Raw genomic sequence first — 12922 nt, forward strand, 5'->3', positions numbered from 1 at the left:
TGCGGTCCGCGGGGGTCAGTCGTTGAAGCCCTTGCCCTGGTCGGCCAGGCGCTGCAGCAGCGGCGCGGGCTCCCAGAACTTGCCGTCGTCCAGCGGGTTCTTGGCGAAGCGCTTCATCGCCTGCACCACGTTGTAGAGGCCGACCGTGTCGGCGTAGCACATCGGGCCGCCGCGGTGCAGCGGGAAGCCGTAGCCGGTCAGGTAGACCATGTCGATGTCGGAGGCGCGCAGCGCGATGCCCTCCTCCAGGATCTTGGCGCCCTCGTTGACCAGGGCGAAGACCAGGCGCTGCACGATCTCCTCGTCGCTGATCTTGCGCGGCGTGATGCCCAGCGCCGAGCGGTGCATGTCGATCATCTCCAGCACCGTCTTCGACGGGATCGCGTCGCGCTTGCCCGGCAGGTAGTCGTACCAGCCCGCGCCGGTCTTCTGGCCGAAGCGCCCCATCTCGCACAGCAGGTCGGCGGTCTTGGAGTAGCGCAGGTCCGGCTTCTCCAGGTAGCGGCGCTTGCGGATGTACCAGCCCACGTCGTTGCCGGCCAGGTCGCCCATGCGGAACGGGCCCATCGCGAAGCCGAAGCGCTCCAGCGCCTTGTCCACCTGCTGCGGCGTGCAGCCCTCCTCCAGCAGGAAGCCGGCCTGGCGGCTGTACTGCTCGATCATGCGGTTGCCGATGAAGCCGTCGCACACGCCGGACACGACGCAGGTCTTGCGGATCTTCTTGCCCAGCGCCATCACGGTGGCCAGCACGTCCTTGGCGGTCGCCGCGCCGCGCACCACCTCCAGCAGCTTCATCACGTTGGCCGGGCTGAAGAAGTGGGTGCCGATGACGTCCTGGGGCCGCTTGGTGAAGGCGGCGATCTTGTCCACGTCCAGCGTCGAGGTGTTGCTGGCCAGGATCGCGCCGGGCTTCATCACCGCGTCGAGCTGCTTGAAGACCTGCTCCTTGACGCCGATGTCCTCGAAGACGGCCTCGATGACCAGGTCCGCGTTGCCGATCTCGGCGTAGCTCAGCGTGGTGCCCAGCAGGCTCATGCGCTGGGCGTAGCGGTCTTCCTTGAGCTTGCCCTTCCTGACCTGCGCCTCGTAGTTCTTGCGGATGGTGGCGACGCCGCGGTCCAGCGCGTCCTGCTTCATCTCGAGGATCGTCACCGGGATGCCGGCGTTGAGGAAGTTCATCGCGATGCCGCCGCCCATCGTGCCGGCGCCGATGATGGCGACCTGCTCGACCTTGCGCAGCGGCGTGTCCGCGGGGACGTCGGGGATCTTGGAGGCGTCGCGCTCGGCGAAGAAGGCATGGCGCAGCGCCTTGGACTCGGGCGTCAGCATCAGCTGCTGGAAGGCGTCGCGCTCGGCGCGCATGCCGTCCTCGAACTTCAGGGCCACCGAGTTGGCGACGGTCTCCACGCACTGCAGCGGCGCGGGGAAGTTCTTGGCCATCGCGCCGACGGTGTTGCGCGCGAACTGGAAGTAGGCCTGCGCTTCGGGATGCTGGGCCTTGATGTCGCGCACGCGCGGCAGCGGGCGCTTGTCGGCGATGCCCATCGCGTACTGGACGGCGCTGTCGATCAGGTCGCCCTCGACGACCTTCTGGAACAGCACCTGGCCGGGGACCTGCGCGAGCTGCTCGCTGAGGACCGGCTCGCCGCTGACGATCATGTTGAGCGCGGGCTCGACGCCCAGTGCGCGCGGCAGGCGCTGCGTGCCGCCGGCGCCGGGCAGCAGGCCCAGCTTCACTTCCGGCAGCGCGATCTTGGCGCCGGGCGCGGTGATGCGGTAGTGGCAGCCCAGCGCCAGCTCCAGGCCGCCGCCCATGGCGACGCTGTGGATGGCGGCGACGACGGGCTTGGTGCAGGACTCGACGCGGTTGATCAGCGAGCCGAGGTTGGGCTCGGCCAGCGCCTTGGGCGAGCCGAACTCGCGGATGTCGGCCCCGCCGGAGAACGCCTTGCCGGCGCCGGTGATGACGACGGCCTTGATGGCGGGATCGTTCTCCGCCTGCTCGATGCCGTCGGCGACGGCCAGCCGCGTGGCGTGGCCCAGGCCGTTGACCGGCGGATTGTTGAGCGTGATCACCGCGACCTGACCGCGGACTTCGTAGCTGGCACCCATGCTGGTTCCTTCCGATGCTGAAAGAGTCGACTCGCCGCGGCCGAGTGTCCCCCGAAGGCCGCCGGCGAAAAGAACGATCGTTCGATTCTAGGCAGCGCCGGGGCGCGCGGATTGTCTCTGCTGTGACAGGGCGCTACCGGGGGACGTGCGGCGCTTGATCCGTCCACCAAACCGAACCCGTCGGGGAACAACTCAACCGACCTCATTCACGATCCGAACGGGGCCTCCCGATGTACGACCTCCCTCGCCTATCCCCGGCACCCATGACCTGCACGGCTCAGACCTCGACCGCCTCGCCGACCCGACACGCCCGTCCCTGGGGCTCGGACCCGGAGGACCACCGGCTGGACGAGCTTGCCCTCGGCAGCGGGACCACGCCGTCCGACGTGCAGCGAAGCGCCGCGCGCCGGCTGCCGGACTGGCTGCGTCGCACACAGGGCTTCATGCACGAGGCCCGCCGCGGCGGGTTGGCGCTGGAGCACGGCACCTCGATCCCGAAAGAGGAGGTGCAGGACCTGCGCCGCCTGTTCGAGTTCCTTCCTTCCGGCCTGCTGCTCAGCCGGTTCCGCGAGACGGCGCAGGAGTTCCGCGAACTGCGCGAACTGGACGGCGACACGATCTGTTCATTCGACCAGCTGTATCAGCTCCTGGATCTGATGGCGCACGTCCGATCGGCCCTCGATCGGGTCATGCCCGGCGGCGGCCGATTCCAGCCGGAAGTGCTGCAGGCCCTGGCGGGCCTGAGGCGCTGGGAGCGCTCTGATCATCCCAGCCTGCCCGCCGAGGTGCGGCAGGACATCGCCGACCAGCTGATGCAGGCCGCGGTGACCGACCCGGAGCTCGACGCCCAACCGACGGTGCTCGAAGGCTGGCGCGACGGTCTCCTGCTCGATCTGCCGGACGCGCATCTGCTGCGGCAATTGCATCTGCCCGCGGGCCTCGTCCAGATGAAACTGGAAGATCAATTGCCGCTGGACTGGTCAGACCTGCGATGCAAGGCGGACGCCGGAGGCATCACGCTGATCCGATGAGGCGCTGATCCGCGGCGGCGACGGCCCGGCGGCGCCGGGACTCAGAACGGCTTGTCCAGCTGCGTCGGCATGAAGCCGCGCGAGTGGGGATCGTCGCTCGCGTTGTCGTCCTGGATCTCGGTGCGGGCGAAGCCGTCCGCGCGGCCATGGGCGCGATCGTTGCGGGCGAGCGCGGCGTCGACGCTCGCGATCGTGGGGGCTGGCGCCGGCACCGGCGCGGCGCGCGGCTTCTCCACCGGACGGAAGGCCGGCAGCGGCGTGGGCGCGCTCACCGGCGAGACCGAATCCAGCGGCAGCATGGAATCGTTGCTGCCATAGCCCGATTCATGCGGCGCGGCGGCCGCCAGCTTGCGACGCAGCCGTTCGACGGTGAGGCGCATCTCGCCCAGTTCCATCTGCTGACGCTCGATCTGACGCCGCGCCTGCGTGGTCTGCTCATTGAGCAGCAGACGCGACGACTCGATCCGGTCGATCAGCCGCCGCGCGCGCTTGAGCTGGGGCCACCACCAGCCGCTCACGGCGGCGGCGCCGACTGCCAGTCCGGCCAACGTCCCGACGGCCACCATCCATGGCTGCACCGAATTCATGGGGGGCTCCCTGTTCTTGTTGCCTGCCGGCCAATGTAGTGCGATGCCCCTCCCGCGGGGCATCGCGGGCCACCCGGATCAGGGGACGGCACAACGGGGTCAGAGGACCATGAACGTGGGGGGTGGTGATGTCGGGATGCGAACGGGCGGTGCTGCAGAGACGGGCCGGACGGGCCGATCGACGAACCGACATGACACACAGGCAACTCAGCGCCCCTCGATTCAGCAGGACGCGACATGCCTTTGTCCCCTCTCTTTTCGACGTGCCTTCCATGCGTGAGCAGCGACCCGGCGCATTCCGACTGTTCGGACACCGCCGTTCTCCACGAGCGTGCCGAGGATCCGCCACCTCCGCAGGACGCGCCGGCAAAGGACATGGCGCTCTGGTCCGGTTCCGCAAGCCGCACATGGCGTCGATTGCTCCAGGAGGCGCAGGCGCCCATGCAGCATGGCGATGGCCGCAAGACGGAGGGACTGGACCCGTACTTTGCACAGCAGATGTCGCGCGCACTGGCCTGTCTGCGGACGGACCTGCTGCTGCCCGATGAAGTCGCGACGCGCGACATCGCCCTCGACCTGTTGCGGACCGCCCCACCCGATCGGCTCTTCTTCGGGTGCAGGCACTGGCGGATCACGTGCGAACAGGGACAGCAGCTGCGCAACGCCATTCTGCTCGGCGATGCGATCCTGGCCACCGGGCCGGAGGGTCATCGGCGACACCGCTCCAAAGACGAACTGGCGGCATTGCGCGACCTGGTCCACTGGGCCGGGGACGGCGGCGATCGCCAGCAGCGGGCCGCCTTCGTCGCTGCGCTGCGGGCGCCCGAATGGGATAACGGCGACGCCACCGTCCGCTGGCACGAGTCCGCCGCTTGCGAAGGCAGGGCGGGTCCGCTGGACATGCCACCCCGTCGCCTGATCGCGGCACTGACAGGTCGAGATCGGACCAGCCTCCTTTGGCAGACGCATTCCTTCCAGATCGACGATCCGCGGCGCTTCGCGGAATCGATCGCCGCGTTCGATGGCGTCACCTTGCAGCCCACGCGGATCCCTTCCACGGAATCCTGCATGCGCCTGCCCCGCGGCATCACGACACTCGACGTCACGAAGCTGCCGACCTCGCTCGCCTGGTCGGACATCGCGCCCCTGAGACGTCACCTGCCGGATCTGAGAAACACCCGATACGTCAAAGGGCAGTTGCCGGGAGCGGAGCCCGCCGCGCTGACGATCTTCAAGGCGCGGCTTCGTGATCACATCCTGCACTCGGGGATCGAGACAAGGATCAGGCTTGAACAAGAGCACGCCCCGCGCATAGAACGGATCGTTGCCGCCGTGCGAGAGCAGCCGGAGCTGGCCGATGGCCTCGTGACCGCCTTGTGTCGCGAGACCGGCGTCTGCCTCGATGCGGACGTGATGCGGCTCGACGAGATGGAAGCCCAGTTGAACGCTTGCCAGTCACCGCAACATCCTGCGGACAGTGCCGCGTTCTTCTTCCGCGAGGCCGTGAAGGTCCGCGCACGGCAGACCGCCGCAGACCGCGATCGGGCAGAGAGGGAGAACCTCGAGATCGGTTTTGGGCTGACCTGGGCGGTGGACCGCCGACTGGTGGATCTGCTCGGCCTGCGACCAGCCGCGAGCGAGCCCATCTACCGCACGGACGCCCGCCTGCCTGGCGCGGTCGCCACAGGTGTGCCGGTCAACGACCGGCGCGCCGCCGACGCCGTGATCGCCGCGGAGATCAACGAAGGATTCCCGACGCTCGCCTTCTTCGCTTCAGGCGGCCACACGTTCAGTCCGTGGATGATCGATACGTTGGATGCGGACGAAGGTTTCAAGGCGCGGCGTGCCGAGATCGACCGGGAATTCAACGACGCATACAACGCGGCATTCGACCCCGATGACCCCCATGCGGGCACTGCGGCCTTCGTGACGAAAGAAACCGACTTGACGGCCGCACGGGTCGATCGCCTCGTGCATCACCTGCAGCCCGCGCTGGAGGCGCTGCGTGCGGCAGGCATCGGCAAGGAGACGGGGGCGGCAACGGCATGATCCCGTCCTCTTTTGCCGCCGCTTCCGGCACTGCTGCCCGCGACACGGACATCGACTTCGAGGGCCACGCGCGGGCGGCCACCCCTTCACCGTCGTTTGCCTGGTCGCTGCCGGCGGACGAGGTGGAGAAGATGGAACGACTGGAACGGGGCCAGACGCTGACGCTCACCCCCATGGTCGAGGCCTGCTTGAATCGAACGGCGGATGTCCAAGATGGCTGGCCGGACAATCCGTTCCGAGGGGTGTTCTTTTCCGACAGGCGGCGCCATCGACCCAGTGACGAGGAAGTGGCGGCGATGATTACCGAAGTACCTCTGTGTCTGCTGAATGGGCGCCAGCGGCTGCAGGCCCTCGCGCTGCGGCAGCAAGGATCGGGTGCGCCGGATGCGACCGCCCCGGACTTCGATGCGCACGCTTCCCGGGAATACCTGCTCATCGCCATCATGGAGGCCTTGCATGCCGTTCGTGGCGACACGTACGCCCCCTGGGCGGCGACGCTGGCGAGGCTCGCCCGATGGGAGACGGACGTGAGTTCGCATCAGGAGGCGGACGCCAGGGCGAGCGGCGGGCGAGCGTTGCGTGAAGTCGTGAAGGACACGACGTTCCAGGTCCCTCTGCATCTCGACGGTCGGGGCCTGAATCGCCAGCGCGTCCGTCAGTTTGCCCTGCCGCCCCCGGCGCTCCTCGCCGAGCTCGGCCTGTGGGAGCACGAGCTCACTGTCATCCTGCGCCATGCCAGGCCCCTGGATCTCGACACCTTCCGCGACTCGGCGGCCGCCCTCTACCTGAGCGACTGGCACATCTTCCTCAACGACGATCCGGACTTGACCCTCCCCTTGATCCCGGATCACGCCGTGAAGGTCAAGCTCTGGGGCGACTCGCATCGTTGCGCCCGTCTCGCGATGGCACTGGCCGGCGAGCCGGCACGCGACCTCCTTGAGGTGTGGTGCGTCCATCCCCCCGTGCCTGCTGCCGCGGAGGACCTGCCTGCGGCGCCGGACGGGTGGCGCTTTGATCCGTCGGCAACGTCATGGACGCTGTCCAGGACGACCTCCCCGGCGTGCCAGGATCCGGTGTCGGTCCTCGCCTTCTGGGAAGCCGAGGATCCGGAGACCCTGTGGGAGGCGATTGGCGCCAGCGATGACGGCCCCCGCCTGCTGGGCTTCCTCTCGGGGCTCATGAATCAGTTGACGCGCCTGAATGCCCGCGACCATGCCGTCCTGCGCGACGAGACGGCGGCCCGCGGCCGGCGTCTCCTGCAGATGCTGACCGCCAGGCCCGCGCTGCTGTCCGACCTGGTCGACGACCTGGCTTGCGGCCCCTGGACCTGCGTCGATGCGAGCAGGAAGACGCTCGCCAACATGGAGCTGACGCTTCGCGCCTGCAGCACCGCCTCCGTGGACGACGCCGCGGGCGTGCTTCTGCGCCTGGCCGCGCGCCTCCTCGTCGATATCCACGTCGGCATCACCGACACGGGCCTCGAAAACATCGAACACGGTCTCGCGCTGGAGGCGCTGATCGATCTCCGGCTGGCGCAGATCACCGGGAAGTCGTTCTTCCGAACCGGCGCGCCTGTCTACGCCCCGGTCGCCGGCATGGCGCACTTCGTGGGAGATCGCGAGCCCACGCTGGAAGACTGGTCGGACACCCAGCGGACCGCCGTCGAACGGATTCTCGGCGGCGAGGTCCGTGCCGGCTTCCCGACGCTGCGCGAGCTCATGGACTCGACCAGCGGGCCCGCCCATCGCGCGGTGGCGCAGTTGCTCCTCGATCCCTCCTACCAGGCGGCGAATGCCGCGTGGGAACAGACGTTCCTCGAGGCCGACACGCGCGCCGGCGAAGACTCGTCGGACGTCGATGCCGCGCGGCGCTACGAGGAGGTCCAGGAACAGATGCCGCTGGACTTGGCACGGCGACGTTTCGCGTTGATGGACGACTGGCTCGATCCGCTGCGCAAGGCCTATCCGGACGAAGACCTGTCGCCGAAGCGCCTGCGCTCAGACGAACCGGACCGATCGGACCGCGACTGAATTGCACCTCTTCAGACACGATCCCCACGATGCTTCAACTCAACGCCACGCCCCCTCCCTCCGCAGGGGGTGCGCAAGCCGAGCCCGGTCCCCACGCGCCCCAGGTTGGCGCCTCCGCGACGTTCCCGTGGTCGCTGCCGGCGGACGAGGTAGAGAAGATGGAACGGCTCGAACGCGGAGAGCCGCTGCGCCTCTCCCCGACGGTCGAACGCTACCTGAACCGCGTCGCGGGACCCGACGGTGGCGGAGACAGCCGCAGGTTCCGATTGGTTTACCGTACGGACAGCCCCCTCAGGCCCAGTGATGACGAAGAGGCAGCGCTGATCGCCGAGGCGCCCTTGTGCCTGCTGAACGGTCGCGAGCGGTCGCAGGCCCTGGCGTCGCGCCGACACGGACAGGGTGCGTCGGATGCGCCCGTCCCGGACTTCAGTGGGCAGGCCTTTCGGCAGGACCTGGTTGTCGCCAGCATGCAAGCGTTGAATGCCGCCCGGCGCCCCTCGAAGGTTCCCTGGACCCAGGCACTGGCGCAGCTGGCGCGATGGGAGACAGAGGCGCCCTCGGAGCGGGAGGCGCAGGCCAGGGCGAGTGGCGGGTACGCGTTGCGCAAGGTCGTCAAGGACAGCGGCAATACCACCCTTGATTTCAAGGGCGATGGCTTCAGCACCATCGCGCGGGAGTTCTCGTTGCCACCCCGCGCACTGCTCCAGGCGCTCGATCTGGAATCACGTCCTTTCCTGGCAGACCTGGGCCCGGCGAGGCCCTTGGATCTCGACACCTACCGCGACTTCCTGGCCGCCATCAGGCCGGAGTACTGGGACCTGCGGCTGGATGGAGATCCGGGTGTGGACCTCGCCCTGATCCCGGATTGCGCCTTGATCGTCGGACTGCGGGGCGACGTCGGGCGCTGTGGCCACCTGGCCGTGGCACTCGCAAGCCAGCCGAGACCCCATCTCGACAGAGTGAGCATCCATCTTCCCGACACCGCTTCGAAGGAAGACCTTCCTCAAGCGCCCCTCGGGTGGCGCTTCCATCAGTCGGGATCCACATGGACCCTGCGCAGGGCGAGCCTCTGACAGGCTGCGACCGCGACGGCTGCGGCCGCAGAGCCTCAGACCTCCAGCCACTCCTTGCGCACGTAGGCGTTCGCGCGCAGATCCGCGGGCGTGCCTTCGAACACGATGCGCCCGTGGCCCATCACGTAGCAGCGCTCGGAGATCTCCAGCGCGATCGCCAGCTTCTGCTCGACCAGCAGCACCGACACGCCGCGCCGCTTGAGCTCCTTGAGGTACTCCGCGACCAGCTCGACGATCTTGGGCGCCAGGCCTTCGGTGGGCTCGTCGATCATGATCAGGTCGGGATCGCCCATCAGCGTGCGGCACAGCGTCAGCATCTGCTGCTCGCCGCCGGATAGCACGCCGGCCTCGGTGTGCTGCCGCTCCTTCAGGCGCGGGAACATCGCGTACATGTCGTCGAAGCTCCAGCGCGGCTTGGCAGCGCCACGACGACCGCCCTTCTCGCCCAGCAGCAGGTTCTGGTGGACGGTGAGCTTGGGGAAGATGTCCCGGTTCTCCGGCACGTAGCCGATGCCGCGGTGCGCGATCTCGTAGGCCTTGCGGCCCAGCAGTTCCTGGCCGCCCCACGCGATCGATCCGGTGCCGTCGACCTGGCCCATGATCGTCTTCACCGTCGTCGAGCGGCCCGAGCCGTTGCGGCCCAGCAGGCTGACGATCTCGCCGGGCCGGACTTCCATCGACACGCCGTGCAGCACATGGCTCTTGCCATAGAAGGCATGGACGTTGTCGAGCTGCAGCGCACGCGAACCGGCGACGGCCGCGGCGCCCGCCGAGGCACGCATCGCGCCGATGTTGGTGTCGTTCATCGCGACGCTCATGCGTGTGCCCCCGCGGACTGCGATTCGGCCAGCACCGAGCCCAGATACGCCTCCTGCACACGCGGGTTCGCGCGCACCGCGTCCGGCGTGTCGAAGGCGATCACCTCGCCGTAGACCAGCACCGCGATCTTGTCGGCCAGACCGAAGACCACGCCCATGTCGTGCTCCACCGTCAGCAGCGTGCGACCCTCGGTGACCTGGCGGATCAGCTGGATGAAGCGCTTGGTCTCGCTCTTGCTCATGCCCGCCGTCGGTTCGTCCAGCAGGATGACCTGCGCGCCGCCGGCGATGGTGATGCCGATTTCCAGCACGCGCGCCTCGGCGTAGGTCAGGTTCACTGCCGGCACGTCGCGCTTCTTGTCGAGGTGCAGCATCTCCAGCAGTTCCTCGACGCGGTCGTTGACGTCGTCCATGCCGGCGAGGAACTTCCAGAACGCGTACTTGTGGCCCATGGACCAGAGCAGCGCGCAGCGGATGTTCTCGAACACCGACAGCCGCGTGAACAGGTTGGAGACCTGGAAGCTGCGCGACAGGCCGCGGCGGTTGATCTGATAGGGCGCGAGCTGGTCGATGCGCTCGCCGAAGAGCCGGATCTCGCCGCTGGTGGGCGCGAAGCGGCCGCTGATCAGGTTGAACAGCGTGGACTTGCCCGCGCCGTTCGGGCCGATGATCGCGACGCGCTCGCCGGGCTTCACCGCCAGCTCCGCGCCGCGGATGATCTCGCTCTTGCCGAAGCTCTTGCGGACCGACTTCAGTTCCAAGGCATAAGGGGCGTGGTGCGCGCTCACAGGCTCTCCCTCCGCTTGATCTCTTTCTCGATCTCTTCCTGCGCCCGGTCCCACTCGGCGCGGAACTCGCGGCGCACCAGCTCGAACAGGCCCAGCCCGGTGAGCAGCACGAAGCCGGCGCCGAACCAGGACTCGACGCTCTTCGCATCGAGCGCCACGCCCAGGTAGGTCATCTTCGGACCGAGCGCCTCGTTGAGCTGCAGGTGGTAGAGCATTTCGACCATCGCCGAGCCGCCGACCAGCATCGTCAGCGCCGCGCCGGCCAGGCCGAGGTACGACGGCCACAGCGAGCGCAGCTTGCCGAACGCCGCCAGCCGCAGGTTCATCATGATCAGCGAGGCGATGCCGCCCGGCGCGTACATCACCATGAACAGGAACACGAGGCCGAGGTAGAGCAGCCAGGCCTTGGTCAGCTCCGACAGCAGCACGGTGGCCACGACCATCAGCACGGCGCCGATGATGGGCCCGAAGAAGAAGGTCGCGCCGCCGAGGAAGGTGAACAGCAGGTAGGCGCCCGAGCGCGCCGCGCCGACGACCTCGGCGTTGACGATCTCGAAGTTCAGCGCCGACAGCCCGCCCGACACGCCGGCGAAGAAGCCCGCGATCAGGAACGCGAGGAAGCGCACCCACTGCGTGTCGTAGCCGATGAACTCGACGCGCTCGGGGTTGTCGCGCACCGCGTTGAGCATGCGTCCCAGCGGCGTGCGCGTGAACGCGAACAGCAGCGCCGTGCAGACGAAGACGTAGATCGCGATCAGGTAGTACACCTGGATCTGCGGCCCGAACGTGATGCCCCAGACCGCCTTGCCGACGACGCGGTTGGAGGAGACGCCGCCCTCGCCGCCGAAGAACTCCGGCAGCATCAGCGACATCGACCAGATCAGCTCGCCCAGGCCCAGCGTGATCATCGCGAAGGGCGTGCCGGACTTCTTCGTCGACACGTAGCCGAACAGCGCCGCGAAGAACAGGCCCGCGAGGCCGCCGACGAGGGGCACCAGTCCCACCGGCAGCGCGAGCTGGCCCGCGCCGACGACGTTGAGCGTGTGGATCGCCAGGTAGGCGCCCAGCCCGGTGTAGACGGCGTGGCCGAAGCTCAGCATGCCGCCCTGCCCCAGCAGCAGGTTGTAGGACAGGCACGCGATGATGGCGATGCCCATCTGCGACAGCATGGTCTGCGCCAGGCTGCTGGTCCACATCAGCGGCGCCACGATGAGCGCCACCGCGTAGAAGCCCCAGATCAGCCAGCGGCCGACGTTGTGCGGCTTGAAGTGATAGGTCTCGCCGCGCTTGGCGCGGGCGTGGACGCGATGCGTCCCGCCGTTGGCCGGCGTGGCGGACGGCGAGCCCGGCGCGGAGCCGGCGGGAGCGGCAGGAGCGGCAGGAGCGGAGGAGGAAGACATGACGACGGACATCGGTCAGCCCTCCCGCGTGCCGAGCAGGCCCTTGGGCCGGAAGATCAGGATGAGGACCATCAGCAGGTAGGGCAGGATGGGCGCGACCTGCGCCAGCGAGAGCTTGAGCAGCGGGTAGCCGAAGGTGTCCGGGCCGAGCTTGAAGACCTGGGCCAGGGACGCGTCGACGGTCAGCGGCAGCGTCTGCAGCAGCCCGATGACGATGGAGGCGACGAAGGCCCCGGCGAGCGAGCCGATGCCGCCGATGACCACCACCACGAAGATGATGGAGCCGACCAGCACCGCCATCGACGGCTCGGTGACGAAGGTGACGCCGCCGATGACGCCGGCCAGCGCCGCCAGTGCGCAGCCGCTGCCGAACACCAGCATGAACACGCGCGGCACGTTGTGGCCGAGCGACTCGACCATCTCCGGATGCGTCAGCGCGGCCTGGATGACCAGGCCGATGCGGGTGCGCGTCAGCAGCAGCCACAGCGACAGCAGCATGAACAGCGCGACCAGCATCATGAAGGCGCGCGTCAGCGGGAACTTGGAACAGCTGGCCACGGCGCAGACGGCGGCCGGCGCGTCGCCCCAGGCCATCTGCAGCGCCTGGCCCGGCGCATGGATCAGCGTGAAGGCCGCGCCCTGCAGCGAGGGCGGCGGCGGGAACGGCACCGCCGTGCGGCCCCACACCAGCTGGACCAGTTCCAGCACGACATACGACAGGCCGAAGGTGATCAGCAGCTCCGGGACGTGGCCGAACTTGTGGACGCGCCGCAGCGCGCCCCGCTCGAACACCGCCCCGAGGCCACCGACGACCAGCGGCGCGAGGAACAACGCGGGCCAGAACCCGATCCACCCGGCGATGGAATACGCGACGTACGCGCCCAGCATGTAGAAGCTCGCATGCGCGAAGTTCAGCACGCCCATCATGCTGAAGATCAGCGTGAGGCCGGAGCTCAGCATGAACAGCAGCAGTCCGGAGGACAGGCCGTTCAGCAGGTTGATCAGGATCTGTTCCAAGAGTTCATCCTCTCAAT

The 12922-nt window shown here is 68.3% G+C and carries 10 protein-coding genes; 4 read left to right on the forward strand and 6 right to left on the reverse strand.

Annotated elements, in window-relative coordinates; all coding sequences use genetic code 11:
• Positions 1 to 15: 15 nt before the first annotated feature.
• Positions 16 to 2112, reverse strand: coding sequence for a 3-hydroxyacyl-CoA dehydrogenase NAD-binding domain-containing protein (locus ABE85_RS14650; protein WP_067275938.1), 2097 nt, complete (start codon positions 2110 to 2112; stop codon positions 16 to 18).
• Positions 2113 to 2375: 263 nt separating this feature from the next.
• Here ABE85_RS14650 and ABE85_RS14655 point away from each other — a divergent pair, with 263 nt between their 5' ends.
• The gene (locus ABE85_RS14655; protein WP_067275941.1) at positions 2376 to 3143 is read left to right on the forward strand and encodes a hypothetical protein; all 768 of its coding nucleotides are present in this window, start codon (positions 2376 to 2378) and stop codon (positions 3141 to 3143) included.
• Between the two features lie 41 nt (positions 3144 to 3184).
• On the opposite strand, the gene ABE85_RS14660 is transcribed toward ABE85_RS14655, so the two are convergent.
• The gene (locus tag ABE85_RS14660; protein WP_067275943.1) at positions 3185 to 3730 is read right to left on the reverse strand and encodes a hypothetical protein; all 546 of its coding nucleotides are present in this window, start codon (positions 3728 to 3730) and stop codon (positions 3185 to 3187) included.
• A 276-nt stretch (positions 3731 to 4006) separates the two neighbouring features.
• Here ABE85_RS14660 and ABE85_RS14665 point away from each other — a divergent pair, with 276 nt between their 5' ends.
• The 3 genes from ABE85_RS14665 (at position 4007) to ABE85_RS14675 (ending at position 8882) form a co-directional block, all read left to right on the forward strand.
• Positions 4007 to 5779 carry a hypothetical protein gene (locus tag ABE85_RS14665; protein WP_157522420.1) on the forward strand — a complete coding sequence of 591 codons (1773 nt, stop codon included), beginning with the start codon at positions 4007 to 4009 and terminating at the stop codon, positions 5777 to 5779.
• A complete protein-coding gene (locus ABE85_RS14670) occupies positions 5776 to 7809 on the forward strand; it encodes a hypothetical protein (protein WP_067275949.1) in 2034 nt (677 codons plus the stop codon). Before ABE85_RS14665 ends, ABE85_RS14670 begins: the two co-directional genes overlap by 4 nt.
• Before the next feature lie 158 nt (positions 7810 to 7967).
• Positions 7968 to 8882 (forward strand): hypothetical protein, encoded by a 915-nt coding sequence (locus tag ABE85_RS14675; RefSeq protein WP_157522423.1) that lies wholly within the window; start codon positions 7968 to 7970, stop codon positions 8880 to 8882.
• Positions 8883 to 8917: 35 nt separating this feature from the next.
• Here ABE85_RS14675 and ABE85_RS14680 read toward each other — a convergent pair whose 3' ends face one another.
• Genes ABE85_RS14680 through ABE85_RS14695 form a run of 4 tightly spaced genes read right to left on the reverse strand, consistent with a single transcriptional unit; the run spans position 8918 to position 12848 of the window.
• Positions 8918 to 9664, reverse strand: a complete 747-nt coding sequence (locus ABE85_RS14680; RefSeq protein WP_067282770.1) for an ABC transporter ATP-binding protein — start codon at positions 9662 to 9664, stop codon at positions 8918 to 8920.
• Positions 9665 to 9696: 32 nt separating this feature from the next.
• A complete protein-coding gene (locus tag ABE85_RS14685; protein ID WP_067275955.1) occupies positions 9697 to 10488 on the reverse strand; it encodes an ABC transporter ATP-binding protein in 792 nt (263 codons plus the stop codon).
• Positions 10485 to 11888: a branched-chain amino acid ABC transporter permease gene (locus ABE85_RS14690; protein ID WP_082939040.1), complete on the reverse strand. Its 1404-nt coding sequence runs from the start codon at positions 11886 to 11888 to the stop codon at positions 10485 to 10487. Before ABE85_RS14690 ends, ABE85_RS14685 begins: the two co-directional genes overlap by 4 nt.
• 15 nt (positions 11889 to 11903) lie before the next feature.
• Positions 11904 to 12848 (reverse strand): branched-chain amino acid ABC transporter permease, encoded by a 945-nt coding sequence (locus tag ABE85_RS14695; RefSeq protein ID WP_231993304.1) that lies wholly within the window; start codon positions 12846 to 12848, stop codon positions 11904 to 11906.
• Between the last annotated feature and the right edge of the window lie 74 nt (positions 12849 to 12922).

Source organism: Mitsuaria sp. 7, from assembly GCF_001653795.1.
Classification (GTDB): Bacteria; Pseudomonadota; Gammaproteobacteria; order Burkholderiales; family Burkholderiaceae_C; genus Roseateles.